The sequence below is a fragment of the Achromobacter sp. 01N37 genome (assembly GCF_056399725.1).
This window is the reverse complement of sequence record NZ_JBFTRX010000002.1, coordinates 431621-458587: the sequence shown is the minus strand read 5'-3', so window position 1 is coordinate 458587 and position 26967 is coordinate 431621. Positions and strand designations below refer to the sequence as shown.

Below are 26967 nucleotides of genomic sequence, written 5' to 3'. Positions count from 1 at the left end.
CCACTTACATTGCCAGCAAGCAATTTGTCGCCCGATACGGGCCTTTCCCTATTGCGTGATCAGGATGCCTCGACGATTCCTTCCGCCGTTTCGCCTTGGCCGCCGCCCAGATGCAGTTTGCGCATCTTCTCCCAGAGCACTTTGCGGCTGATGCCCAAGGTGTTGGCGGTGTCCTGCCGGCGCCATCCGTTGACGTCCAGCGCGGCCAGGATACGGGCGCGTTCGGCGCGCTCCGCATCGGTGAAGACGGGCGGTTCGCACAGCGTGCTGGCGCCGCCCAACGCACCTGCTGCGCGCAGCGGTTCGGCAATCTGATCAAAAATGCGTTCGATGCGGGGCTGGTCCCAGGTTTTGAACTGCTTCTGCATGATGGCCACGCGTTCGGCCACGTTGGACAGTTCGCGCACATTGCCCGCATAGCGGGTACGCGCCACGCGCTCCAGCAGCCAGTCCGGCGGCTCCCCTTCCCCGCCCAGGCGCTCAAGCAGCGAACGGAAAATAGCGATCTTTTCTTCGCCGCCGCGCTGTTCCAGGTTGGGAATACGCAGCTCGATCACTGCCAGCCGGTAATACAGATCGGCGCGGAATTCGTCCTGCCCCACCAGCACACGCAGATCTTTATTGGTGGCGGCGACCAGCCGGAAGTCCACCGGCACCTCGGCGGTGGAACCCAGCCGGGTCACGGTGCTTTGCTCCAGCACGCGCAGCAGCTTCACCTGTTGGTACAGCGGCAGATCGCCGATTTCATCCAGGAACAGCGTGCCGCCATTTGCCTGTTCGAAATAGCCCTTGTGTGCGCCCACCGCGCCCGTAAAAGCGCCTTTGGCATGACCGAAGAAATGCGCTTCGAACAAACCTTCGGGAATCGCCCCGCAATTCACGGCTACGAACGGCCCGTCGGACCAGGCCGCGCGGTCGTGCAGCAGACGGGCAATGCGCTCCTTGCCCACCCCCGTTTCGCCATGGATCAGCGCATTGCTGCGGCAGTCGGCAAACATCTCGGCTTCGGCCAGCAACGCCCGCATCGGCTCAGACACCGCGATCAGCGGCTGCTCGCGCTTGGGCGCGGTGCGATTGAACTGGTCCAGCGTGCCAAGCAGCTCGAACAGCAGCTTGCGCAGGTCTGCCGTGGTGAAAGACAGCGGCAAGGTGTACGAGTATTCGGGCGGGTAGTAGCGCGAATCGCGCCCGCGGGTTTCGGCCGACACCCAGATAACAGGCATTGCCTGCACCGACAGCCAGTCATAGCCGCTGAACCGGTTGTCGCCCATCACCGATACCGACACCAGCGCAACCGCCGGACGCGTCGGGTCGCGTGGTGGCGGAAACGCGGTGCCCGCATCCGCCCGCACCAGCGACACGTCCATGCCCGCCAGGCAGCGCTCGGCGCGGCTGGCAATATCGGAAGTGCCTTCCCAGACGTACACATCGAACTCGTCGCGCGCGAATTTTTGAGTCATCAGTACACCAAGCGCGGCTGGCCGCAATCCACGGACAGCAGCGAAACGTCAGTCTGGCCCACGCTCAGACCCAGCAGGTCTAGCAGTTGCTGCAACAAGGTAGACAGCGGCGCCAGCACGGGTTGCAACAGGTTCACCACAATCGACAGCACACCGCTTACCTGCGAGCTGCCGCTAAGCGCCAACGAGGCGACGGAATTGATACGGCATTGGCGGATGGCGCTGGGCGTCAAGCCTAACGCGCACACCACGTCGTTCACGGGCGCCAGCAACAATGAGCTCAGGACATTGCCGACCAGTTGCAACGTGCCGCCCAGCACGCCCGTCAGGCCGCCTGTGGTCAGACGCGCGCTGAGCTGGTTCAGCGCAGTCGTGGACCACTGCAAGTTATTGACGACCTGCGTGATGGAGTTGCCGGCGCTGCTGCCGCCACCGCCCACCAAGTCTGTGGCCAAAGCCGTGCGCTCGGCCGCCGTCAGCGGCGTGCCGGTGTTGAAAAGATCGCCCAAGATGCCGCCGATCAAGGCGTCTGACAGGTTCGATGCCAGCGCGCCCAGGTTGACGGACGTGGCGGTCACCGTCTGCGTGGACGGCGTGCCAGGCGGTTCGGTCAGCGTCACGGACACGGGCGCCGTTGAATTGAATACCGGCAACGTCACCTTGGCCGTCAACGGCAAGATGCCCAGCACATTCAGCACCTGATAGCGCTGGATGGCGGAAAACGAACTGACCTGGCAACTGTTGGTCAGCGACACGAAGTTGGCGGCGGTTTGATCGGTGCTGGACGTCATGCCCGGGAACCGCCCCAGGCAGATATTCGCCACGGACGACGTCACCGCGATCGTGGCTTGCGACTGCGTCAATGGCGCCTGGCACAAATTCGTCAGCGTGCCCGTGGATTGCGCCACATCCACGATGATGGGCAGGTCCACCTTCGTGCCTAGCGTGTTCGCCAAGAGCGGCCCCACCAGCGGAATGTTGCTGGTATTCACCCGGATGTACACGCGTATGCCTGCGCTGGTGGCTTGCGTGCCGATGCCGCCAATCGCCAAGGTGGGCGGTTCCACCACGCGCACGCGGGCGTCCACGCCCAGCAGCGGGACGCTCAGGCCCAGATTGATCAGGTTCTGGCCGTTGGCCACGACCAGCGCGGTTTCAAGCAGGTTGAGCGCGTTGAGATTCGCCGACAATGCGCCCGTGGCATCGCCCCCCACCACCGACAAGTTCAACACGCCGCCATTGCCGAACAGCTTGACCGGCAAGTTCAACGGCATCACGGCCAGCACGGTATTGATGGCGTTGCTGACCAGGCCCACGTTCGCGCCGGCCGTGCCGCTTTGGTTGACGACCGTCAGCGTGGCTTGCAGCAACTGGCCCAGCGTCAGGTTGTTGACCGCGGCCAGCTCGGCGGGCGTACCCACGCCAGTTGCAACCGACAGCGGCAAGCCCAGCGCCTTGAGCAAGCCCGAAGGCGTGATGTTGACGCTGGCAAGCCCCGCGGCATCCAGCACGTCCAGCTGCGTGGGCGTTGCGCCCACGCTCGACAGCAATTGCGACAACAGGCCGCCGCGTTGCAAGCGCAGCAAGCGCGAACCCACCATGAACGCCGCAACGGGCTGGGTGTTGGTTGCCACCGCATTCACCGACACCGTCGTCCCCAGGCCCAAGACGCCAAACAGGCTACTCAGGTCCTTACGGATGGTCAGGCGCACCGCATTGAGCGTCTGCGTGCCAGTGGGATCGAATACATGCATGCCCGTGGCGTCGGCGCGGGTGGAATCCCAGAGCTTGCATTCCACGGTGATGTCGCCCGCCGCGAAGGTGTCAAAAATATTGGGCACGTTCGCCAACGCCGACGTGCGCCCCGCCGTGACGGCGCGCGTGCAGTCAGCGGCCGAGCCCATGCCCAGCACCTGCACCGCAGACAGCGCGGCCAGATCCGCCGCCTTCTGCATTTCGCGCTTCATGTAATAGCCATAGCCCAGCTGCGCCACGCCCAGCAACAGGATGCCCACCAGCACCGCGAACACCACGGCGATGGCCATGCTGCCGCGCTGACGCAGCGGCGGAACACGAAGAGGAAGGGCTGGCATGACGTTAGCAACCTTGGAGGGGAATCGCGCGCGGGCGCCGCGGGTCCACGCTTAATTGGTGTTCTTCGTCTCGACCCGCTTCTGCAAATATTCCGGTATGGGATGCGAGAAGCTATCCAGATAGCGGTTCCAGGCTGCGGTGGATACGGGCCCCAGGATGGGTAATGCGCCGCCCGCCCGCCGGCCGTCCGCCTGCGCCGCGAGCAAGGCGCGCGTGACGTCGCCGAAGTTTTCTTCAACGGCGGGGGCCGATGATGCCGTTTGGGTGGCCGCAGCCGCCGGTGCGGCCTGGGCGGATTGGGCGGACTGCGCCGCAGGCTGCGGCATCGGCGTCTGCACCTGCTGCACCACCGGCCGCTGAGGCAACTGCGCCTGGGGCAATGTAGAAGCGGGAGCGGCGGCGGCGGCAGGCGACCCGGCAGGCGACCCTGCAGGCGTCCCGGCAGCCGGCGCGCCACTCGTCATGTTGCCGGTCAGCGGCGCGTTCGATTGCGCAAGGGATGCCAACGGCATCAACGTGGCCACCGCCACCGCCAATGTCAGGGGACCAGAAATGCGGAAATCGGGCATGCGAAAACGAGACATGGTTGGCTTCCTGAGTTCGGAGTTAACGCACGATGGGGCCATTGCTCAGCCCTTCCATCAACGGACTCATCATCGGCATGACGATGCCGCCCCCGCTGGACACCCGCGTCGCGGGCGAATCCGCCGATGCCGCAGACACCGACGGCGCCGCTACCGTCGACGCCGAGGGCGACAGCGTGCGCTGGCTGCGGATATCCGAGGCCAAGCGCAGCACCTGGCTGCGCGCCTCATCACCCAGTTGAGCCTGATCCATCAAGCGCTGCGCACGCACGGGTTCGCCTTCCACCAGCAACAGCACCGCCAGATTGGCCAACACCTTGCCGTTGTCGGGCGCCAGTTCGGCCGCCTGCCCCAACGGCACACGAGCCCCTGACGGATCACCGGCACGCAAGCGCGCGTAGCCCAGGTCGCCCAGAATGCGCGGGTCCATCGGCGACAGCTTTGCCGCGCGCGCGAAGTCGTCAGCCGCCTGATCGAACTGCCCGCGCGAACCCGCAATCAGGCCCAAGCCATGCCAGCCGTCGGCAGCCTGATCAGTGCTGAGCAGCGCGCGATACGCCTGCTCGCTCATGGCCACCTGCCCGGTCTGCCGCAAAGCTTCCGCACGCAACACGGCCACGCGCGGATCGTTTCCGAATTTCTGCTGAAAAGCGTCGATGTAAGCCAGGGATGCAAAGTAGCGATCCTGGCGCTGCGCTTCCGAAATCAGCGACAGCATCATTTCGGGCTCTTTCGGACGGCGCTTGTTCTCGGCATCCTCCTCTTTCTGGCGTGCCAACGCCTGCTCCTGCTGTTGCTGCTGAATCAATTGCCAAGCGCTCTCCGCGCTATTGCTCTTGCATCCGGCCAGCCCGGCAACGGCCGCGATGGCTGCCGCCATCAAGGTCCAACGCAGGGCGCCCTTTTTTCTTCCCATGCCACCAGCCATCACAAGCCCCCCAAGCGCGACATACCGCGCAATACCGCAATGAACCCTGCGCCGCCCGTCACGATCAACAGCGCGGGCAACAGCGTCAAGATCATGACCCCCGTCATCTTCACGGTGGTCTTGCCCACTTTTTCCTTCAGCTCCAAGCGACGTTTGTCGCGCAGCCGCTCGCCGAACCGGTTCAACGGTTCCTGCACCGCGCCGCCATGCTGATCCACCTGCGCGATCAGGCGGCAGATGGCGGACAGGTCGTCGTTATCAAAGCCCGTCGCCAGGCGAGCCAGCGATTGTTCGCGCGTGCGGCCTCGCACATACAGTTCAGACGCCAGACGCAGCTCGGACGACAGCACCGGCAGCACCTGCGCGAATTCCTTGATCAGTACCTGCATGCTTTGGTCAATTGACAAGCCGACGCCTTGCAGCAGACGCAGCAAATCAATCAGCAGCGGCAGCTCGTCAGCAGCCATGCGCCGCCGCCGCGCCATGCGCCGCCGGACAATCCATTTGGGCAGCATGTAGCCAATCGCAAACCCGAAGAAGGCGGCGATAAGCACGCCCATCGATGAGTTGATCAGGTGCTTCTTCAGGTCCAGCACCACTGCCAGCACGGGGAACAAGATGGCCAAGCCGAAACGCGCCGCGACAAAGCGCGAGCGCGCGGTGCCGATGTCGGCGTAGCCGGCCATGTCGACCATCTTGCGGTCTTCGGCGGCCAGCAGCGCGTCGGCCAGACGGCCTTCGCTAAGACGTTTGCCGAACGCGTCCGCCGCACGCGTGGCCGAGGCGAATTTGCCCTTGCTTGCGTCGGCAGGCGCCACTGCCGCCGATGCCCCCGCATTCTTGCGCGTGGCCAGCGCCTGCTCAACCACCTGCCGGCTGCGGCCCTGGCCGCGCAGGCGCCGCGTCATGCTGACGCCCAGCACCAGCATCGCGCCAGCAACCAGCATCAGCGCCACCGCCAGCACCGTCGAGGCATTCAAGGATTGCAGGATATCCATCGTCGCCTCCTCTTAAATGGACTTGGCCATGCGGTACAGCCAATAGCAGCCGCCCAGTTGCAGACCCACCGCGGTCAGCAGCATCTTGAAGCCCACCGGGTCTTCCCACAGGCCCATGAACAACTTGTTGTTGGCCACGATGATGAAACCGGCAATGCCCACGGGCAGCAAGGCCAGAATCCATGCCGACAAGCGCACTTCGGCCGAGCTGGCGGTGAGCTCGTCGCGGGCCTGGGACACGTCGCGCATGAAGGCCGCCATACGCTCCAGCACCTGGTCGCTGCGCCCGCCGAACCGCATGGCCAGCGACACCACCGCAGCAATCATGTAGAGCTCTTTCAAGCCGTACATGCGCGACACCTGCACCAGCGCGGCATCCAATTCCTTGGCCGAGCGGCTCAGACTGGCCGCGGTTTCCACCACTTCCAGCAAGGGTTGGTCGGTGGTTGCGGCAGCCGTCTGGAACGCCGACCCCATGCTGTTGCCGATCGTGATCAGGCGCACGATGTTGTCCAGAAATGCGGGCAACTGCGAGATCATGCGCCGCTGGCGGCGGTCGGCGCGCAGCCACAACATGAAGTACATCAGCACGGCCAGCATGATGCTGGTCACCACGCCAGACAGCGGCCCCAGGAACAGCCAGGCGAGGACACCGCCCGCAATCACAGGCAACGTGATCCGCAGATAGAAACCCGGGGTTTGGCGTACGCCTGCCAGCAGCAGCATGCGGTCCCAGCCCGAAAAGCCGCTGCGCAACGCGCTGCCGCGCGCCGCTTCCGAAAACGTGCCTTCGGCCGGCGTCTCGCGTCCGCGCTTGAGCTGGTTGTCGAGAAAATCAGAGCTGGCCTTGCGACGCGCGCCGCTATTGGCGTGACGCCACAACAGCACCGCCCCGACGGCAAGCAGCAGCGCCATGCCTCCCAGGATCAGAGCGTCTTGCATCAGCGCCTCCGGCTCCAGAATCCGCCGCCGCCACCGCCATCGTTATCCCCTTGCGGGTTGTCGTTGGCGCGCGCTTCGTTGCGCATTTTGGCCAGCTTGGGCGTGTGCGGATGAATGCCCAGCCAGTTCCAGCGGTCTTTCTCTTCGCCTTCAGGCGTGGTGAAGGTTTCGTGGCGGTAAAGTTCCTGCGTTGAGATGACGTTGTCGCCCATGCCCGTGACTTCGGTCACCGACAGCACGCGCCGCTTGCCGTTGGACAAGCGGCCAATCTGCACAATGAAGTCCAGCGCGCTGGCGATCTGCCGGCGCAAGCTGTCTTCGCTGCCCTGAAAGCCCGCAAAGCCCGCCAGCATTTCGATCCGGTACAGACATTCGCGCGGCGAATTCGCGTGGATGGTGGCCATGGAGCCTTCGTGGCCGGTGTTCATGGCTTGCAGCATGTCCATGACTTCCGCGCCGCGCACTTCGCCCACCACCACGCGGTCAGGCCGCATCCGCAAGCTGTTGCGGATCAGTTCGCGGATGCTGACTGCGCCACTGCCGTCGAACCCGCCCTGGCGTGATTCCAGCCGCACCACGTGCGGATGGTTGAGCGACAGTTCGGCGGTATCTTCCACCGTCACCACGCGTTCCGTTTCGGGGATGAAAAAGGCCAGCGCGTTCAGCAGCGACGTCTTGCCCGAGCTGGTGCCGCCTGACACCAGCACGTTGCAACGGTTCTTCACGGCTTCATGCAGCAAGCGGTAGATCTCTTCGTCGAACGTGCCCAGCGTCAGCAGATCAGCGGGCTTGAGCGGGTCTTGGCGAAACTTCCGGATCGACACCATCGGGCCATCAACGGCCAGCGGTTCAATCACCACATTCAAGCGGCCGCCATCGGGCAAGCGCGCATCCACCATGGGGCTGGATTCATCCAGCCGACGACCGATGGGCGCCAGGATGCGGCGCACGATGCGCAACACGTGCTGGTTATCGGTAAAGCGCAGCGTCTCGCGGGCCAGCACGCCGCGCCGCGACACAAACACGTTGTCGTAGCCGTTGATCAGGATGTCTTCCACCGCCGGATCGGCCAGCAGATCTTCCAGCGGCCCCAGGCCCGCCAGTTCCTTGGTCAGCGCTTCGGCAATCTGCCGCATTTCGCCTTCGTTGATGGGCACGCGGCGCAATCGGACAAAGCTGGCGACTTCGATATCAACGAATTCCTGTATCGCCGAACGCGCCCAGCGTCCGAACTCCGCCCCCAGTTCCTCGATACGGGACAGCAGGTGCTCGTACGCCGCCGTTTTCACTTCCTGGAAGCGGTTTGACGACGAGAACCCTTTGTCGCCATCGCCGCCGAACTCTATGGTCGCTGTCATGATCATGTCGGATTCCGCCGCCGTCCCTGAATCTTGCCGTTAACCAACGATCATGCGGCGGTGCACGCCGGGCAGCCAGGTGGCCAGCCAGCTTGCCCGCCCGCCGGGGGTGTTCTCTTCCGCGCTGAGCTTTTCCGCCAGCGTCTGCACGGCGCGCACGTACACATCGCGCTCGGCCTCTTCGTGCAGCAGATGGCCCTGGTTCGTGCACACCATCAGCGCCAGCGTGCGGTCGGGCAAGGTGCCAATCAGATCCAGCTGGAACCGGTCGGCAATCTGTTGCGCCGTCATGCCATAGCGTTCGTCGTAACGGTTGACGATCAAGCCCAGGCTGCGGCGGTCGACATGCAGTTGTTCAAGCTCTTGCAGCAAGCCGGCCAGCGACACCAGCGCACCCACACTCTGGTCGGTCACGATCCAGTTCTGTTGAGACGACCGCGCAAGACCCGCCACGAATTCCGGATTCGTGAAGCCGCCTGCATCGGCCACGACCACGCCGAAATGCTGGCGCATGCGTTCAAACACCAAGAGCGAATCGGATTGCGAGACATCCCGCATCTGGTTCAGGTCGCGCGGCAAGGCCAGCACGCTGAGTCCGTTGGGGGTGTGCGCCATGGCCGATCCCAACAAGGTGGAATCCAGGCGGCGCAAGTTGCGGGCGGCTTCGGCGAAATCGAAGTCGCTGCCGATATTCAGATACAGCTGGCAATCGCCAACGGGCCAGCCCAGGTCCATCAGCGCCACGCGGCTGGACAGGGGCAGCATCGCGCCCGCCTGCTCCGGCGGTTTGGCGGGCTTGGCGCCCGCCGCCGTGGCGCGCGCCGCATGCATGTGTTTGAGGCGGTCTTGAACCATGCCGGCCAGATGCACGGCCAGCGTGCTGGTGCCGACACCGGGCCGCGCGCCCAGCAACAGGACGCTGCGGCGCGAGCCGTCCATGCGCCCGCCGCCCGCCGGCACATCCAGCAAGCGCAACACCACTTCCTTGACTTCCTCGGGCGCCACGGAAGGGTCGACGAAATCGCTGACGCCTGCACGCAATGCCGCGATCGCGCCTTCGGGCTGACTCAAGAGGCCCACCGCCACACGCGGAACAGTCGGCGCAATGCGCGCCAGCAACCGCGCCAACTCCGCGGACTTGAACAGCTTGCCCGGTTCGTCTTCGCTCAGGGTGAAATCCAGAAACACCACCTGGGGGGCAATTTCGGTCAAGCGCCGCGCCAGCTCTTCCACGCCAGGAGTCTCCTGGGTCAACATGCCCATATCACCCAGGGCATGTCCAAGCTGCGCGGCAACACCATCGCCTTTAGAGCAAAACAGGAACCGCTTCCCATTTTGCAGGCCCACCCACTCGCTGGCATGTGTCTTCATATTGCTCACCGTGAGAATCCCGGCATTTGTTCGCCGCCGACGGGGCCCATCAAGTAATAGCCCCAGGCATTGAATGTGGAATCGGCACGCTCCTGGCGGCCCCCGGGTAGTGGCAGCGTCACCCCGCGCGCAATCGGGCGCACGAGACGCGGCGTCACCACAATGACCAGCTCGGTATCCTCCTGGGAGTAATCGACGCTGCGGAAAAACGCGCCGATGATGGGCAGGTCGCCCAGCATCGGAACCTTGTTGACCAACGCTTTGGTCTGGCGCGACACCAGGCCGCTGATGACGAAGCTTTCCCCATCGCCCAGTTCAACCGTCGTATCTGCCCGGCGCGTACGCAGCGCGGGGATCATCGTAGGGGCTTCGGAGCCGTTGGGAATGGAGATGCCGTTGTTGTAGTCCAGCTCGCTGGCCTCCGGCGCGACCTTGAGCGCAATGCGTTCCCGCGACAGCACCGTCGGCGTCACCGTCAGGCCGATACCGAAGGGCTTGAAGGTGATGGTGGTGGTGCCCAGGCCGCCGGCTTCCGGAATCGGCAGCTCGCCTCCGGCCAGGAAGCTCGCGCTTTGGCCCGTCAACGCCACCAGCGTCGGTTCCGCCAACACGCGCGCCATGCCGTTGGTTTGCAACAGGCGCAGACGCGCCGCAAAGTCGTTTGAGTCGTAGAACAGTGAAAAGCCCGAGGCGATGGCGTCGCCCCGTACGAACCCCAAGGCCCCCGCCAAGGTGCCGCTGGTGCTGGCCCAAGGCCCGTTGCGGGCGGCGAAGTTGATGCCCGCCTGCTTCAACACGGACCGCGACACTTCCACGACCTTGACCTCAACCTGCACGACACCGCCCGTGCCCGCGGTGGACACGTCGACGACATTCTTGTCGCCTACCGCCGCGGCAGCCGCCTTGGCGGACGCGAGCTGGCCCAGCGGCGTTTCGGCATGCCCCGACACCACCGCCCGGTCGCCCGCGATATCCACGTTGGCGCCGCTTTCCAGGCCACGGCTGGCCAAGGCCGCCTGCACGCTGCCCGCCACGCGCACGTTCCAAATCTGAGGCGCGGCGTTGTTGCCGGTCCAGATTTGCAGCTGAGTGCTGCCGGCCTTCTTGCCGTAGAGCAATATCGACCCCGCCCGCTTGCCTGACGCCGGCAAGACCTTCACGTCCGCCACTTCCGGGTCGCCGATGGCGATGCGGCTGGGCGCCCCGCCATCCAGCATGAGCGACTGCTGGCCGCGCACGGCCACCGCGATGTCACGGACAGGCGCATTCGCACCTGCCGCAGGCGTGGCGGTTTGCGCCAGACTGGCGACACCGTAGGTCATCGCCGCTGCGGCCGACAGGACGCATATCAAGGTGGTGCGCTGATATTTCTTCATTGTGCTGGATCTACTTGTTTTGAAAGGTCCAGCCGCGGGCGGCACCTGGCCACGCGCAGCCTCGGTCAATAACGCACGCGCTCGGATTTATCTCCCCGCACGATTTCAACGGTTCTGCCGCCACCCCCGCCGCTGGAACCCGCCACGCGGTTGGGCGTCGTGCGGGCGGCTGGCGTCGTGCCATCAAGCTGCACCAGGCTGTCGCCGGCGAACGCGCGGTTCGGGCCGGTCAGCAAGGCCTCGCGTTGCGCAGGCGTCAGGTCGGCGCGCGTGGACAACACCGCGCCACGTTTGGCGAACAGCGTCACGTCGGGAACGGCGTCATCGCCCACGGGGCGCAGCGCCAATTGCAGGCGGCCCGCGCGGCTGGCCAATATCAAGTCATTGATCTGATCCACCGGCACCGCCAGCACGGCGGTCTTGGCAGGCTGGCCCGGACCTTGTTGCAGCACGGATTTTTCTTCCGGCCCATCCACGGATTGCCGGCCATAGGCCAGCACGCGGACTTGCGACTGAAGCAGACGCGCCTGGCCGCCCGGTACTTCGGGGCTTTTCTCGACCATGAAGAACACGTCGACCAGATCGCCCGGCGCAATACGGTTGCCGCCGCCGATGACCTCATCAACCGCCACCGCCACCGCGCGTTCGCCCGGCTTGAGCTGCTTGGCTAGCCCTTGCGCCAACAGGCTGGGAACGATGGGATCGCCCACGGCGATATCCACCCGCGTGACGGCGCCTTCCAGCGGCGTCACGGAATCAAAGCTGTTGGACAAGGCGACTTGCCACTGCGCCACCATCAGCATTTTTGAGGAATCGATGCGGGTGCCGGCCGGTATCGCTTCCCTGGCCACCACGACCGGATGAAAGGTGACTGGCGGCGCGGCCGGTTCCTGCGCAGCCGCCACCGGCGCGGGCGGCGCCGGCGGCGCGCTGGAATGCGACGCCAAGCGCCACGCCAGGAAGGCCAGCAGGATGCCCGCCACCAACAAAACGCCCGCGATGATCTTGCTAAGACTGCTCATGGTGTCCCTTGCGATATCTGCACGATGGCTTTCGATGACAACCGGGTGGGCACCCAGTTCTTGTTCGTGCCGGGCAGCATGACGATGAACGTCTGCAGCGTCGCCAGCAACGGCCAGGACTGGGTGTTGTAAGTCATGGCGACCGTGGCGCAGTTGGCCGTCTGCCCGCCCGAACCGGCCCATGCGCAGGGCGCGCGCGTTGTCGCGCACGCCACTGCGGAACCGGTAGAGAACACGCTCATGGCGGCGACGCAGGCATCGCCCTGCACGTTGTTGCTGCCACTGATCTGCGCATACACGGCGGCGCGAGCGCCTTCCGTCGCAGCCGACGCCAGCTGCTGCTGCATCCAGAACAGCACGCCATAGCCGACCACGGCGCAGACGAACATCAGCAGCATGGTCAGGGTCAGCGAAAGTTCGAGGGCGGCGATGCCACGCTGCCGCATCAAGCGGGGTGACAACGCAAGAGACCGGCGGGGCGATGTCGGCAGCGGCATATCAGCCCCCTACGCCCAAGGTATTGCCCAGGTGCACGGTGGCGCGCGCGCTCAGCACACTGGAGGCGGGCACCAACACCGCCTGCAACAACGGAACATTGGGAATCAGCGGATTCGCGCCGTAGGCGTAAGACACCGTCACTTCAATTTGATCGGGGGCCAGCGTCTGGCCACTGCACGTGCCGCCCGCGCTGCTGCTCAAGGTGCCGCCGTTGCCGCACACCGCCACCTTGATTGGCGCGGACGACATCGATGAGACCCACTGCGCGATGTCCAGCGCGGTGTCGCGTCCGGCATTGGCACGTGCGGTGAGCGACGTGGTTCCGGCCTGCCATTGGAGCACCTTGCGAGCCCCATCCTGGGCGGCGAGCGTCAGTGAATTCTGCGCAAGAAACGCGAGCCCGAACGTCAGGATCCCGTAGAGCACCAGGAAGAACACCAGGAATACCAAACCGAATTCAAGGGCGTAAGCGCCACGCTGAACGCGGCGAGCCCCAGGTACATGCCGTAGGGAATCTTGCGCGTCCGGTCGGACAGCGCCCAGTATTGCGACACCAACACGTAAACCAGCGCGTGCAGCCCCGCCAGCAGGCTTGCTCCCACCAGCACCAGAATCAGGGGAGCCAGCCCCAGCAGCAGTCCCAGTATGGCGATCGCCTTGACGTCGCCCGCGCCCATCACGCGTCGGCCCCAAAGCGGCAAGAAGAGAAATGCGCTCAGAAAGCCTGCCAGTGTCATGGGCCACCCCGTCCAGCGAGGGGGATACAGCCATCCAGGCAACAGGGCGGCGGCAACCAGCCAAAGCAGCTGCGCCGCAAACCCAGCCACGATCAACGTGTTGGGTACTCGGCGATAGCGCAGATCGTTGTAGATCAGCGCCAGATTCCAGCTTGCGAACAGCAGCCACCACAGCACTTCCCCTGGATACAAGGCAGGACCTTCTGATCAATCAGTTTCAACGGCAAGCATGTCCATCCAGACGAACATGCCACTCAGTCAAGCTTTGCGACGGCAAATCAGGCACGTACCGCAGCGGCGTCAGCCGTTGCGGTACGCGTCCTGGGGGTTACGTTCTTGCCGCGTTCAGCTTGGCGCCGAGATCCGTGAACATGGAGCTGAGCGCGTCGCTAAATGTGCCCACGGCAGCAATCAGGGCCACAGCAACCAACCCAGCGATCAGCCCGTATTCCAGGGCGGTGATGCCATCTTCGTCGTTCCAGAACTGCGCAAGTTTCGCTTTCATGTCGAGCTCCTAGTCTCGATTGATAATTGAGCTGCGCCGCAACGCGGTACCAGCCCCCTAAGCCCGGGACTGCTTGCTGACGGGTGTATTCCCCACCCGCGGCAAACCGGGGTCCTGCTAACCCGGCCCCAATGTCGAACCCGGCAACTTGCCCGGCTCGGCCACCGGCGCCGATTCAATGAACGAGTCGATCCGTTGCGCCATGCGCGCGCGGAAACGGCGGGACGCCCGCTGTAATTGCCAACGCATGATCAGCAGCGTGACGGCGGACAGCACGAAAGCGATGTAAGGCAGCATGAGCCCGCCAATTTGCAGGCTGGAATAGTCACGCGGGGTGCTGCAGATAACGGTGCCGGCGGCCGCGCCGGTGTAATGCATGCCGCACACGGCCACCGCCATCAAAATGGCGGCTCCGGCGCGCTGAAACTCATTCTGCGTATTGAAAGCAAGCCACAGCGCGGCTGACGCCGCAACAACTGCGATAAGCACTGATAAAACAACGATCGGAAAATTCCAAAGCAGCACTGCCGGCATGCGCATGGCGCCCATGCCCAGATAATGCATGGCCGCAACGCCCAGGCCTGCGGCCGTGCCACCGATGACGCAACGGGAAAATGTGAAGCGATCGCGCCCGACAAACCAGAATGCCCAGCCAGAGAAGCCGGCTGCGACGAAAAAGCTGAGTACCGTCAGGCCCACTTGATAGCCCACTTCAAACGGCAGGTTCTGCGCCTGCATGCCGATGAAATGCATGCTCCAGATACCGACGCCGCCCATCGCGACGGCGCCGATGATGATGTAACCAATACGGATTTCGCCGTCCTGCGTTTCGGTTCGGATACCGGCGGCGGCAAGCAAAGCAACGTACGAGCCCAGCACCGCCGTCAGGAACGACAACGCGACCAGGCCGCTGTTGAAAGAAAGGGGAACGATGTCACCCGGGTTCATGAATGGCCCCGGCGAAATAATCTGCCATTGCAGTGCGCGGCCGCTGCGCCGTCGCAAGAAGTATTACGGTCTAGCTCGTCCATTTGGTGGACCCCCGGTAGTCCGAATAGCCGATAGTATTGATACGTTTATATAGTCTTATCTATTAACATTTAATACACATCAGGGTTTATACCAATCTTATTGAGACTGCGACAACAGACATGTAACGAATACAGCAAAAATAGTAGAAATCCTATTAAAAACCGCTAGTTAACCCTCACTTGTCTTATATGTTTCCATTGCCGCTAGTTTCGCAATGTTGTTATCCTGCCGTTTCCACTTGGTCACAATGAAATAAATTGTCATTATCCCTAGCCGCTGGCACCATACCGCCAGCGGCGCAGGTAAATTTTTTCTTCTAACGTTATGTCCCTTTATATATTCAATATCTAGAGAATATTGAATACACAAGGGATAGCGCCTGCGGAAACGAGAGAAACACAAGGCATGAGACGTACCGTACCGGCAAGTCCGCTTACCCTCGCCCTGATTTGCCTGCTTGGCTTTAGCGCTGCGGCGCAAGCGGATGGCCCACTTCGCGGCAATCCCGTTGATGCCCTGCCCCAGCTGGAACGGCCGCCGGGCGCGACGCAGCCGCCCCCCGTCGTACAAACGGCCACCCCCGAACAATTGGCGTTGCAGGCGCGTCTGGCGCAGCGCATCGTGCCGCTGAATTTCGACGTCAGCGGTGTGCACGCGATTCCGTTTGAAGAAGTCTCGGCAATACTCAGCCCGCTGTCAGGAAAAGAAATCAGCTTGGGCGAACTGGTGCAGCAGGTCGATAAGATTACCCAGCTGTATCGCGATAAGGGCTATCCCCTGTCCTTTGCCTTGGTGCAAAACCAGACGTTCGCCAATGGACTGGTCGTCGTGACAGTGGTCGAGGGGTATATCGGAACGGTTCGAATCGAAGGCGATATCGGCAACGCGCAAGACCGTTTGGAAACCCTTGCCGGTCCGCTGAAAGCAGACCGCCCTCTGAAACAAGCCACGCTCGAACGGCAGCTGAATCTGATGCGCACCGTGCCCGGCGTGAAATTCACCCCCGCGCTGGACTTGCCGCGCCGCGCCGATGGCGAAACTGAATTGGTGTTGACCGCAACCCGCCATCCCGTCAGCCTGACCGGCGGCATTGCGGACCTGGGCACGGGCATGCAGCCCATCGTCAATATGGCGGCCAACAGCCTGACGCCTTTGGGTGAACAGGTAAAACTGACGACGGCCATCCCTTTCAATAGCGACGACGTGAAATACGTCATGGGCGAAATTAGCGTGCCCATCGGCGCCGATGGCCTGGCAATCAAAGTCGACGGCTACCATTACGACGCCAAACCCAAGGATGACGCCGTCGAATTCCTGGGTTTTGAACGCCGCGTGAAAAACGACCGTATCGGTATTGGCGTCAGTTACCCGTTCTTGCTGAACAACACGCGATCGCTGACGGGCACGCTGGGCATGTACGCCGCCAACTCAAAAGACCGTTACGACTCGCACACCACCGACCTCTGGCTGCAACAAGACGCCCGCGTGCGCGCCGCCAATGCGGAGCTGCGCTATGTGCAGGTAGGGGAAGCCGCTTCCACGGACGTGACAGTCAGCGTTTCCCAAGGGTTCGATGCGGCCGGCGCAAAGAAAGATATCTCGACCAACTACGGGTACTCGGCAACCCCGATCCTGGACCTGGACTTCACCCGCTATAACCTGAGCGCCAAGCAGATCTTTGCGCTGCCGGGACAGTTTGGCCTGACATTGTCGGGCGCTGGCCAGTACTCCAGCAATATCTTGCCGTCGTCGGAGCAAGTGTCTTATGGCAGCTGGCGTTATGCCATGGGGTATCCGCAAGGCGACCAAAGTGGCGACAAAGGCATTGGCGTATCCGCTGAAATCAACCGCCGTTTTGCCACGGGCTGGGAATACGTCGCGGGGGTTCAGCCTTACGTGTTAGTGGACTATGCACGCACTTGGTACAACAACAAGGGCCTGCAAGCCTTGAACAATCGGCACTTGTCTTCCGTGGCGCTGGGCCTGCGTTTCACAGACGACAAATACTATCTATTCGATTTCAACGTGGCGAAGCCTGTGGGTTCGGCCACCGTGAACGATGGCCGCGACGTTCGATTCAACGCCAACTATTCACTCTTCTACGACGCATTTTGATCTGACGCCACGCTGAGCCGAATAACAAACGCCTGCTTAAGCAGGCGTTTTTTATTGATGCATCAATTAATAAAGGCCACGCCGCTTGCCGCGTTACGGCAGTTCCGCACCCCGTTTTCCACATCACGTTACGTAACGTGCGCCGTAACGTAACGGGCAATCCCCCGTCATTCGTAACATTCGCAGCGTTTTCGTGGTCGCAAAAATGGGAATTTCCCATGCCTAGTGCAAACCCTTTATCTTTGTCGTATCACATTGATATATAAGGATTTTTTTAAACCACAACTGTCAAATTCATTCCTGAAAACGCACTTCTGAAAAAAATTGGCACGGTTTATGCATGGAGAGACGTATCGGGCAGTTTCAGCGCCTGCTTATCCCACTAGGAGCTCGCCATGTATTCCAAAGTCGAAGCAAACCGTATTCAACGCGTTCTGACCTCCACCCTGTTGGCTGCAGCTCTGATGAGCGCATTGGCTGCCTGCGGCGGTGGCGGCAGCGGTAAGAAGTCAGCCAGCCTGCCCGGCATCGATATCCCGACCAATCCGGGCGGCAACAATCCGACCAACCCCGGTGGCACCGATCCCACCAATCCCACGAATCCTACCAACCCGACTAACCCCACGAACCCCACCAATCCCACGAACCCGGTATCCGCCGGCTTGTTGGAAACCACGCTGGGCAATACCGGTACCGCGTTGGACAACACCCTGCCCTTGAATCTGGGCACGACGCTGAGTGGTGTGGGTAAGGCGCTGGACCCCACTGTGGAACCCATCGCCAACACCGTCGTCGGCCTGACCCAGCAAGTGGGCGCCACGACCGGCCTGGGTCAGCCCGTGGATGGCGTGACGAAACAAGTGGGCGGCCTGGTCAGCGACCTGGGCGGCTCGGTGAAAAACTCGGGTCTGCCCGGCGGTTTGGACAGTGGCGTCGGCGGCTTGGTCGATGGCTTGGGCAAAACGGTATCGGGCGTGGGTGGCCTGCTGAATGCAGACCCGAACAATCCGGCGCCGCTGAAGAACGTCCTGGGTAACGCGACGAACGCCGTGGGCGCTCTGACCGCGGGCCTGTCGGGCGAAGGGGGTTTGCTGAACCCGATTATGCAGGTCGCGGGCGGCGTGACGGGCGGCCTCGTATCTGGCCCGTCGACCCCGTTGCTGGAGCCTGCCCTGGGCAATGCCGGCAAGACCGTAGACAACGTCTTGCCGCTGGGGCTGCAAACGACCCTGACGGGTGTGGGCGCCGCGCTTGACCCCACCGCCAGCCCGCTGGCCGGCAAAGTGGTCGGCCTGACGCAACAAGTGGGTGATACGACCAAATTGGGCGCGCCGGTCGCCGGCCTGCTCACGAGCTTGGGTGGCACCGTTGCCAACGCCGGCAGCACGCTGCCGGGCAACACTGCCGGCTTGAACGGGGTCTTGCAAGGCCTGGGCGGCGCAGTGGCCAGTGCCGGCGGCCTGCTCACCGCCACGCCGGGCAACACGAATCCGTTGGGCGCGACGCTGGCCAACGCCACGGGCGCGGTCGCCTCGCTGACGGGTGGACTGGGCTTGAACAACGTCACCGGTGGCGTCACCGGAGGCGGCACGGGCGGCTTGCTCAGCCCCATCACCGGCATTCTCGGTGGCGTGGGCGGTTTGGGCGGTGCGGGCGGCACCCCGGCGAACGGTGGCGTAGCCGGCCTGCTGGCGCCGGTGACGGGCCTGCTGAGCGGCGTGACCGGCGCCGTGGGCGGCGCGACGGGCGGCGCCACCGGGGGCACCGCTGGCGGCACGGCCAACGGCGGCTTGCTGGGCGGCCTGCTGGGCGGTGTGACAGGCGGTGCTGCGGGCGGCACGACAGGCGGCGCTTCGGGCGGTACGGCCAGTGGCGGCTTGCTGGGCGGGGTGGTCGGTGGCTTGGTCGGCGGTGTGTCCGTCGGGGCAACCACCGGGACGGGCGCCAGTGCTGGGGTGAGCGCAGGCGGCGCGGCGGGCGCCGGTGCCGGCGGTGCGGCGGGTGCGGGCGCTGCCAACAACGGCGGCTTGTTGGGCGGCGTGCTGGGCGGCGTCACCGGCACCACCACGAATGGAACCACCAACGGCGGACTGTTGGGTGGCTTGCTGGGCGGCCTCTCGGCCAAGAAGTAATCGACTGACCAACGCTTGGGAGTAACACCATGCTTCAAGAAAACCTCGTACACCATGAGCATGTGACCGTGATGCCAGAATCTCGCACGAGTGAACTGCGCCCGGGAATGCTTGACGACATCGCCTTGATGCTGGGCCGTCAATTCTCGGTTTACAACGCTGCATGCCAGTCCGCGTTGGCGGAAAAGCTGGGTATCCCCCTGGCCGACCTGAAAGCGCTGGAACTGGTGATGGAGTTCGATGCCCTGCCCACCGGGCAGCTTGCCCAACTGATGGGCATCAGCTCAGGCGGCGCCACGGCCTTGATCAACCGGCTGGAGGCGGCGGGTTATGTGCAACGCGGCCGCCACCCGCTGGATCGCCGGATGATCGTGATCCGGCCGGTTGAGGAACGGTGCCAGCACCTGTCGCAGGAACGCCAGTGGGTTGCCGATGCGGTCATGTTGATGGCGCGCCGCTACGACACCGCCGAGATGGAAACGGTTCATGCCTTCCTGGCGCAATGCGTGCGCACCTTGCGGCATGACACGCTGGTCTGGCTGGAGACGCGCAGCGCGCATCACGACGATCTCTGAGCCAGCCCCGCGCAAGTTTTACCCCAAAGCGTTTTACGCGCCCTGATCCCACCGGATCAGGGCGCGTTTTTCATGACCCAAACTGCAAGCGCGGCACCGCATCAAGCAAGCGCCGCGTGACCGCATGGCGCGGCGCGTGCAGCACCGTGTCCGCCGGGCCCAGGTCGACGATCTGCCCGCCATCCATGACCGCGATGCGGTCGGCCAGGTATTCCACCACGCCAAAGTTGTGGGTGATGAACAGGTAGGCAATGCCCAGTTCGTCTTGCAGCTCGCGCAGCAGATCCAGAATCTGCGCCTGGACGGAAACGTCGAGCGCGGACGTGGGTTCATCGCAAATCAGCACGCGCGGCTCAACCGCCAGCGCCCGCGCAATGGCGATGCGCTGGCGCTGTCCACCCGAAAACTCATGCGGATAGCGTGTCAGCGTATTGGCGGGCAAACCGACGCGTTCAATCAACTGCGCGGCATGCGCGGCGCGCGCTTTCTGGCTCATGCCGCGGCGTAGAGACTCCAGGCCTTCGTCAAGAATATCGCCCACGCGCATGCGGGGATCGAGCGAGGCATAGGGGTCCTGAAAGACGATCTGAATGTCTTGGCGCAGGTCGCGCAAGGTGCGGCGGTCAGCCGTCAGCACATCCTTGCCTTGCAGCATGGCCCGGCCCGAAATCCGCGCGCCATCGATCAAGCGCAGCAAGGCCTTGCCCGTGGTCGTCTTGCCGCAACCGGATTCACCCAGCAGCGCCAGGGTTTCACCGGCACGCAGCGAAAACGTGACGCCATCCACGGCCTTGACCCACGACACAATCCGCCGCAACGGACCTTTGCGTATGGGGTAATGCACTTTCAGATCTTGCACGTCCAGCACCACCTCGCCCGCCTCGCGCGGCTTCGTGCGACGGTGGTCGTCACGCGCAATGGCTTGACGCCCGTGTTCGGTGAGCGGCACGCCGCGCTTTTCGAAGGTGGGAATGGCTTCGAACAATTGGCGCGCGTAGGGGTGTTTGGGCGCGCGGAAAAATTCCTCGGCGCTGGCGCTTTCAACGATTTCGCCGCCGCGCATCAGCGCCACATGGTGCGCCACATTTTTCACCACGGCCAGGTCGTGCGTGATGAGCAGCACGGCCATGCCCATTTCCCGCTGGATGTCAGCCAGCAAATCCAGCACCTGCGCCTGCACGGTGACGTCCAGCGCGGTGGTGGGTTCGTCCGCGATCAGCAGCAAGGGCTCCGCCGCCAGCGCAATGGCGATCATGACGCGCTGCTTTTGTCCGCCCGAGAACTGGAACGGGTAATCATCCACGCGCCGCTCGGGCTCCGGAATGCCCACGCGCCGCAGCCAGTCGATGGCGCGTGTGCGTGCGGCGGCGCCGCGCAAAGGCGTGTGCGCCGTCAGCGTTTCGATGATCTGGTCGCCCACCCGCATAACCGGGTTCAAGCTGGTGGACGGCTCTTGGAAGATGATGCCGATGCGGCCGCCGCGCACGCCACGCATGGCGCTTTCGGGCAACCGGTTCAGGTCTTCGCCGTCCAGATCGATCTGCCCGCCGACAATGCGGCCGGCATCGGGCAGCAAGCGCAGCAGCGCCAGCGCGGTAATGCTTTTGCCGCAGCCGGATTCGCCGACCAGCGCAAAGGTCTCGCGCTGTGAAATAGCGAGTTCCAGGCGTTTGACGGCATGCGTCATGCCGCTTTCGCCGGCAATGTCCACTTCCAGGCCGCGGACTTCAAGCAACGGAGTCGGGGCGTTCATGGTGCGTCTCCGGACTTCGAGGCGCGCGGTTCGGCGCCAAGCGCCGGCGCCGAACGACGGCCGATCAGGCCGCCCCACCCGCCCAACCGCGCCATCCGGCTGGGCTTGTAGCGGCGGGTGCGCGGATCAAAGGCGTCGCGCACGGCGTCCGCGAACAGGTTGGCCGCCAGCACCAGCGCCAGCATGAAAATGAAAGCCGTCATCAGGCTCCACCAGATCATCGGGTCGCGCGACATCTCAAGCCGGGCGCCATTGATCATCGAACCGAACGAATTCATGCTGGGGTCGACGCCAATGCCCAGGTACGACAGCACGGCTTCGTACAGCACCAGCCCCGAGAATTCCAGCACCACGGTAATCAGCACCAGGTGCGCCACGTTAGGCAACAGGTGGCGCGTCATGATGCGCCAATGCGACACGCCAAATGCGCGCGCCGCCTGCACGTATTCCAGTTCACGCAGCTTGAGCGTTTCCGCGCGCAGCAAGCGGCACAACCCCGCCCACCCTGTGAACCCCAGGATCATGCACAGCAGAAACAGACGCAAATCCGCGCGCGCCACCGAGGTGTCGAAAAGATCCGCGTGGTTGTCGATGTACACCTGCATCATCAGCGCGCAGGCGGCTACGAGCAGCACACCGGGAATAGACGTGATGGTCGTGTATAGATATTGAATGGCGTCGTCGACCTTACCCTTGAAGTAGCCCGCCGCGATGCCGAAGATGATGGCGGGCGGCAGCATGGCGATGGTGGTCAGGCTGCCGATGACCAGCGCCGTGCGGATGCTTTTGAGCGCCTGCCACAAGACGTCGTTGCCAATGCGGTCAGTGCCCAGCGCGTGATAGCCGCTGGACAAGCCCGCCAGCGCGCCTGCGAACAGGCACAGCCCGGTGAAGGTGATCACCATGGCGCGCCATGGGATGTCGGACTGGCCAAGCAGCAAGGCATCGGCCGCGGCCGCTGCCGATTTCTCGCGCCGCGCCAAGCCTGCGAACAGGATGGCCGCCCCCGCCACCGCCACGGCCAAGCCCCCCGCCAGCCCGAAGCCCAACCGCGTGAGCACATCGCTTGTGCGTTCCTGCTTGGGATCGGTCAGGTGCGTGGCGGCGCCGCGCAAGCGCGGGAAGTCGCGCACCGGCTGGTCATTGACCAGCATGGTTTCCTTCAGGAACAGATAGGCCGCCAGCGGCTGTGAATAGTTCTTTTCAGGTTGGGTCAGCACGGTGCCGGTCAAGAGCCCGTCCAGCGCCGACTTGACGGCGGGCGCATAGACGGGCGGCGCGTCAGCGGCGGCGCCCGGCGCGGGCGGCAACAGCGGCCGGTAGTGCACCGAGTCCAGCAGTCCCACCACCGAAAAGGCAACAAGGATGACAGCGGAGCACATCGCGGGCGTGTCGCGCGCCACGCGCGCCCAGGTGGCGCGCAGGTTGGGGCTGCGGCGCACATGCCACAGGTAGGCCAGCGCGCTCAGCACCATCAGCCACAGCGCGACATCGGTCCACAGGAAGACGATCTTGGGCATGGCGGCTACTCGAATCGGACGCGGGGGTCAGCCAGCGTGTAGGAAATATCGGCCAGGATCAGGCCCACGATATAGAGCGCCGCGCCCAGGAACACCATGGCGCGCACCACCGAAAAGTCCTGCGCGTTGATGGCGTCGATCGTGTAGCTGCCCAGTCCGGGTATGCCGAAGAAGGATTCCGCGATCAGGCTGCCCATGAACAGCAGCGGCAAGGCGGCAACCGTGCTGGTCAGGATGGGCAGCATGGCGTTACGCAGCACATGGCGGAACAGCACCACGCGTTCGGCCAGGCCCTTGGCGCGCGCGGTGCGCACGTAGTCCTTGCCGATTTCCTCCAGGAACAGCGTGCGGTAAAAGCGCGCTTCAGGCCCCAGCCGCGACACAATCGCCACCAGCACCGGCAGCGCCAGGAACTTGACGACGTCCAAACCGCCCGAAAACCCCGAGAACGGCACCAGCCGCATCAGCTTGGCGAAGACCCACTGGCCCGCGATGATGTAGAACAGGCCGGAGATCGATAGCAGCAGCACGCACACGACCACGCCCCAGAAGTCCAGCCGCGTCGCCCGGAAAAACACCAGCGTCAGCGAAAACACGATGCTGACGAACAGGCCCAGGATGAAGGTGGGCACCGCCAGCGCCAGGCTGGGACCCATGCGCGTCTTGATCTCGCGGCTGATGTCGCGCCCGTTGTCGGACGCCCCGAATTTCATGGCCAAGAGCGGCACCGAGCGCTGATAGAAGACGGTATCGGTCAGTTGCGACGCGCCCTCGGCTTTGGCATTGAAGAACAGCGGTTTGTCGTAGCCCCGTTCGGCCTTCCATTTTTCAACCGCGTCCTGGCTGGCGCGCTGGCCGCCAATGGCCAGCCGCGCCATGTCGTCCGGCGTGTTGACGGCGAAGAACAGGATGAAGGTGAAGAGGTTCACGCCGATCAGAATCAGCACGCCATACAGCAGCCGGCGGATCACATAGCCGATCATGATTGATGCTCCTTACGGACGGCGGGGCCAAACGCCGTCTGGCGTTCACGGCGCTTGAGCGCGATGTATGACGGCCAGATCGCCAGCGCCAACAGCAGTATCAGTACGCCGATCGGCCACCAGATCGGCGAGTTCCATTCGTCAATCTTCCGCTCGCGCAGCACGGGGTCCAGCTTCATGTACTGAAGCGTGTTGCGCACCATCTGCGTGGGCTTGGCATTGCCCACCCACTGCTGATACGCGCCCGCCGACATCGGGTAGTAGCCGAACATCCAGGGCGCGTCCCGTTGCACCACGGCCACCATTTTGGCGATCAGCTGTTCTTTTTCGGGGCCGTCGTCCAGGAATTTCATCTGCTCGAACAGCTTGTCGAATTCCGGGCTGGCGTAGTTGGCGGCATTTTCACCCCCCGTCTTGGCCTTGGCGTTGGGGCCATAGAGCAGGAACAGGAAATTCTCGGCGTCGGGGTAATCGGCCACCCAACCCCACAGGAAAATCTGCGCCGCGCCGCGCCGCATCTTGTCCTGGAAGCGGTTGTAGTCGGTAGAGCGCAAATCCAGTTGCACGCCCAGCTTGTTCAGTTGCCGGCGCATCCAGTCGAACTGCGGGTTGGAGCCGCCGCCTTGCATGGCGTCGTAGTACAGCACCAGCGGCGCGCCGGTCTTGGCGTTGCGGCCGTCGGGGTAGCCCGCTTCGGCCAGCAGGCGCTTGGCCACGTCCAGGGATTTGCGCACGGGCTTGCCATCGACCAGGTCGTAGACAACGGGGTTCACGCCTTCTGGCGGTTCGCGGTAGCCCAGCACGCCGGGCGGCACCGGCCCTTGCGCTACGGACGCCTGGCTGTTCTCAAACACGGCAACGTACTCTTCCCAGTCGAACACGATGCTGATGGCCTGACGCAGCTTGCGGTTCTTTTCTTCCTGCTCGGGCGTGTCGCCCTTGCCCACCACCGGGTCCTGCCAGTTGAAACCCATGTACCAGATCGAAGTTTCGACGGTGGTTGGCAGCCGGATGCCACGGTCGCGGTACAGGCGCGCCTTGTCCTCGCTGTCGCCCGCCGCCACCAGCATGGCCACGCCGTACTCGCCGCGTTCAATCTGCGGCACGTCGTAATAGCCCTGCATGAATTTGCCGCTGAGCGGGATGGCTTCCTTTTCCAGGCTGAACACCGCGCGGTCAATGAAGGGCGTGGGCTTGCCGCAGTCTTCCAAGAGGCCAGCCGCCTTGTCGCCGGGTTCGCCTTCGCAGGGATAGGGTTCGCCGCGGAAGTTGGGGTTGCGGACCAGCACGTGGCGGCGGTTCGTCAACGACTCCGCCATCATGTACGGCCCCGTGCCCACCGGCCACGTGTTCAAGGACAAATCATGTTCGGCCATGCCCGGCTGGTTGTAGAAGCGGTCGGCTTCCCACGGCACGGGCGCGGTGAAGGTCATGGCCAGCCAGTACTTGAACTGCGGGTACTTGCCCTTGACGCGCACGCGCAGCGTGTGGGGGTCCAGCGCCTGTACGCCGGTAAAGCCATCGGGTTCGCGCAAGTCGAGCCAGGGCGGCGTGCTGCCGCCGGGCATGTCACGCCGCAGGGCCTGGTCGCGTTTGCGCAGGCGGTCGCCGTATTCCTGCATGCCTTCGACGTGGTCAGCCATGACCGAATAAATGGGCGAAGCCACGCGCGGGCTGGCCAGGCGGCGGAAGGCGTAGACGTAATCGTCTGCGGTCAGTTCGCGCGTGCCGGTGCGCGGGAAATCGGGAATGTAGAACTTGTCGTCCAGCTCGCCGCTTGCCAGCGGGTAGTAGTCGTAGCTGCCGTCTGTCTTGCGGGCAAAGGCCGGATGCGGCTGAAAGCGCACGCCGGGCCGGATCTTGATGTCGTAAACGCTTTCGGCGATCTGGTCGCCCGGCGCATCAGCGGGCAGTTCCTTGCCCTGCGCATCCAGGTAGACCGGGGGATCAATGGATTGGGCCGCGCGCGGCACCAATTCGTACGGCCGCTTCAGATAGTGATAGCCGTACAGCGGTTCATAGATGTTGTAGGTATAAGGCGTTTCGTCGCCGGAATAAGAGTTGGCCGGGTCCAGGTACTTGGGCGAGCGCGACGCGAACGCTGAGAAAAACGTGTTCTGGCTTTCCGCGCCGGACGGATACGGGCTGTTGATGGGGCTTTCTTGCGAGCAGCCCGTCGTCGCCAGCAACAGCAGCATGGCTGTCGCCCAGAGCCGCTTCAGTGCACGCATGGAAACCTTCCCTTCAAATCGTTGCGACAGAGGATAGCAAACGCGGGACAGAGCCAGTACCCAGGCATCCCCCTACCGGCCGGGCTCATCCGCACTGGCGTTGGCGCCAGCAGTCGTAGCGCCATTTCCAGGGCTGCATGGCGTGTTGATCGACCCATAATCCGCGCTTGGCGTCCTTGGCCTGGCGTTGCAGGTCGGGCATGGCCTTGTCGCGCAGATAGTCGCCTTTTCTGGCCGTGTAGGCCCAGGCGTAGCCGGATTCCACTTGCAGGCGGTTGGCCGAACGGCCGTCGTCCAGGATCAGCGCGCACACGTCGCGGCCGTACTGGTCTTGTTCGTAGCATTGGGCGGTGAGCGTCTTGCCCGCCACCAGACTCGCCAGATTCTTGCGGGACGCCTCGGCATAGGGCTGGCCGGGCTGGTCAGCGCCATGGCCTTCTTCAGGGGCGTCGATGCTGTCCATGCGGATGCGGCGCTGGCCGTCGGGCGCGCGCAGCGTGACCGTGTCGCCATCGGACACGTTGACGATGGGGCCGGTCAGCGTATAGCTGCCTTGCGGAATGCCGCCCGCCAAGGCAGGGCCGGGGCGGGAGGGGGACGAGGTTGACGGCGGCCGTTGTTGATCCCGCCCGTCGGGTTGCAGCCAATTGACGATGGCGCCCGCCGCCGCAAGGATCACGGCGACGATCAGGGCGGTCAGCTTGCTGCCGCCGCGAAAAGGGGGTTTGCCACGCACCGGCCACACTCCACGTT

23 protein-coding genes are annotated in these 26967 nt (G+C 63.8%); 3 read left to right on the top strand and 20 right to left on the bottom strand.

Going from position 1 to position 26967, the window contains the following annotated elements:
* Positions 1-59: 59 nt before the first annotated feature.
* The 15 genes from AC1DSJ_RS05295 to AC1DSJ_RS05225 form a co-directional block, all read right to left on the bottom strand.
* Entirely contained in the window at positions 60-1460 is a 1401-nt protein-coding gene (locus AC1DSJ_RS05295; RefSeq protein ID WP_054426490.1) for a sigma 54-interacting transcriptional regulator, read from the bottom strand.
* Positions 1460-3553: a TadG family pilus assembly protein gene (locus AC1DSJ_RS05290; RefSeq protein WP_342066733.1), complete on the bottom strand. Its 2094-nt coding sequence runs from the start codon at positions 3551-3553 to the stop codon at positions 1460-1462. Before AC1DSJ_RS05290 ends, AC1DSJ_RS05295 begins: the two co-directional genes overlap by 1 nt.
* A gap of 51 nt (positions 3554-3604) precedes the next feature.
* Positions 3605-4138 (bottom strand): DUF3613 domain-containing protein, encoded by a 534-nt coding sequence (locus AC1DSJ_RS05285; RefSeq protein WP_441371514.1) that lies wholly within the window; start codon positions 4136-4138, stop codon positions 3605-3607.
* 22 nt (positions 4139-4160) lie between these two features.
* Positions 4161-5054 (bottom strand): tetratricopeptide repeat protein, encoded by an 894-nt coding sequence (locus tag AC1DSJ_RS05280; protein WP_254600723.1) that lies wholly within the window; start codon positions 5052-5054, stop codon positions 4161-4163.
* Positions 5055-5065: 11 nt separating this feature from the next.
* On the bottom strand, positions 5066-6064 hold the full coding sequence (locus AC1DSJ_RS05275) for a type II secretion system F family protein (protein WP_054426494.1): 999 nt from the start codon (positions 6062-6064) through the stop codon (positions 5066-5068).
* A gap of 12 nt (positions 6065-6076) precedes the next feature.
* The gene (locus AC1DSJ_RS05270) at positions 6077-7006 is read right to left on the bottom strand and encodes a type II secretion system F family protein (protein ID WP_175171359.1); all 930 of its coding nucleotides are present in this window, start codon (positions 7004-7006) and stop codon (positions 6077-6079) included.
* Positions 7006-8370 (bottom strand): TadA family conjugal transfer-associated ATPase, encoded by a 1365-nt coding sequence (locus AC1DSJ_RS05265; protein ID WP_054426496.1) that lies wholly within the window; start codon positions 8368-8370, stop codon positions 7006-7008. The genes AC1DSJ_RS05270 and AC1DSJ_RS05265 overlap by 1 nt, the downstream gene beginning before the upstream one ends.
* A 33-nt stretch (positions 8371-8403) precedes the next feature.
* Positions 8404-9744, bottom strand: a complete 1341-nt coding sequence (locus AC1DSJ_RS05260) for a MinD/ParA family protein (RefSeq protein ID WP_054426497.1) — start codon at positions 9742-9744, stop codon at positions 8404-8406.
* Positions 9741-11111: a type II and III secretion system protein family protein gene (locus tag AC1DSJ_RS05255; RefSeq protein WP_082387193.1), complete on the bottom strand. Its 1371-nt coding sequence runs from the start codon at positions 11109-11111 to the stop codon at positions 9741-9743. The genes AC1DSJ_RS05260 and AC1DSJ_RS05255 overlap by 4 nt, the downstream gene beginning before the upstream one ends.
* A 65-nt stretch (positions 11112-11176) precedes the next feature.
* Positions 11177-12133: a Flp pilus assembly protein CpaB gene (gene cpaB, locus AC1DSJ_RS05250; RefSeq protein ID WP_054426498.1), complete on the bottom strand. Its 957-nt coding sequence runs from the start codon at positions 12131-12133 to the stop codon at positions 11177-11179.
* Entirely contained in the window at positions 12130-12630 is a 501-nt protein-coding gene (locus AC1DSJ_RS05245; protein WP_427948752.1) for a TadE/TadG family type IV pilus assembly protein, read from the bottom strand. Before AC1DSJ_RS05245 ends, cpaB begins: the two co-directional genes overlap by 4 nt.
* A gap of 1 nt (position 12631) precedes the next feature.
* Complete coding sequence (locus AC1DSJ_RS05240) at positions 12632-13057, bottom strand: TadE family protein (protein ID WP_420840155.1); 426 nt, start codon at positions 13055-13057, stop codon at positions 12632-12634.
* Positions 13039-13560, bottom strand: coding sequence for an A24 family peptidase (locus AC1DSJ_RS05235; RefSeq protein ID WP_245636424.1), 522 nt, complete (start codon positions 13558-13560; stop codon positions 13039-13041). Before AC1DSJ_RS05235 ends, AC1DSJ_RS05240 begins: the two co-directional genes overlap by 19 nt.
* A 136-nt stretch (positions 13561-13696) precedes the next feature.
* A complete protein-coding gene (locus AC1DSJ_RS05230) occupies positions 13697-13873 on the bottom strand; it encodes a Flp family type IVb pilin (protein WP_391569352.1) in 177 nt (58 codons plus the stop codon).
* A gap of 117 nt (positions 13874-13990) precedes the next feature.
* A complete protein-coding gene (locus AC1DSJ_RS05225) occupies positions 13991-14821 on the bottom strand; it encodes an MHYT domain-containing protein (protein WP_175171362.1) in 831 nt (276 codons plus the stop codon).
* A gap of 489 nt (positions 14822-15310) precedes the next feature.
* Between AC1DSJ_RS05225 and AC1DSJ_RS05220 the strand changes: the two genes are divergently transcribed.
* The 3 genes from AC1DSJ_RS05220 to AC1DSJ_RS05210 all read left to right on the top strand — a co-directional run bounded on the left by AC1DSJ_RS05220 (position 15311) and on the right by AC1DSJ_RS05210 (position 19727).
* Entirely contained in the window at positions 15311-17020 is a 1710-nt protein-coding gene (locus tag AC1DSJ_RS05220; protein WP_441371513.1) for a ShlB/FhaC/HecB family hemolysin secretion/activation protein, read from the top strand.
* 395 nt (positions 17021-17415) lie between these two features.
* Positions 17416-19152 carry a collagen-like triple helix repeat-containing protein gene (locus AC1DSJ_RS05215; protein WP_441371512.1) on the top strand — a complete coding sequence of 579 codons (1737 nt, stop codon included), beginning with the start codon at positions 17416-17418 and terminating at the stop codon, positions 19150-19152.
* Between the two features lie 71 nt (positions 19153-19223).
* Entirely contained in the window at positions 19224-19727 is a 504-nt protein-coding gene (locus AC1DSJ_RS05210; RefSeq protein WP_245636434.1) for a MarR family winged helix-turn-helix transcriptional regulator, read from the top strand.
* Between the two features lie 70 nt (positions 19728-19797).
* Here AC1DSJ_RS05210 and AC1DSJ_RS05205 read toward each other — a convergent pair whose 3' ends face one another.
* The 5 genes from AC1DSJ_RS05205 to AC1DSJ_RS05185 form a co-directional block, all read right to left on the bottom strand.
* Positions 19798-21480 carry an ABC transporter ATP-binding protein gene (locus AC1DSJ_RS05205; RefSeq protein WP_054426505.1) on the bottom strand — a complete coding sequence of 561 codons (1683 nt, stop codon included), beginning with the start codon at positions 21478-21480 and terminating at the stop codon, positions 19798-19800.
* Complete coding sequence (locus AC1DSJ_RS05200; RefSeq protein WP_054426506.1) at positions 21477-23000, bottom strand: ABC transporter permease; 1524 nt, start codon at positions 22998-23000, stop codon at positions 21477-21479. The genes AC1DSJ_RS05205 and AC1DSJ_RS05200 overlap by 4 nt, the downstream gene beginning before the upstream one ends.
* Before the next feature lie 5 nt (positions 23001-23005).
* Positions 23006-23983 (bottom strand): ABC transporter permease, encoded by a 978-nt coding sequence (locus AC1DSJ_RS05195; RefSeq protein ID WP_054426507.1) that lies wholly within the window; start codon positions 23981-23983, stop codon positions 23006-23008.
* Positions 23980-26214, bottom strand: coding sequence for an ABC transporter substrate-binding protein (locus tag AC1DSJ_RS05190; protein ID WP_346550666.1), 2235 nt, complete (start codon positions 26212-26214; stop codon positions 23980-23982). The genes AC1DSJ_RS05195 and AC1DSJ_RS05190 overlap by 4 nt, the downstream gene beginning before the upstream one ends.
* Positions 26215-26299: 85 nt before the next feature.
* Positions 26300-26950: a thermonuclease family protein gene (locus AC1DSJ_RS05185; protein ID WP_175171366.1), complete on the bottom strand. Its 651-nt coding sequence runs from the start codon at positions 26948-26950 to the stop codon at positions 26300-26302.
* Positions 26951-26967: the final 17 nt, after the last annotated feature.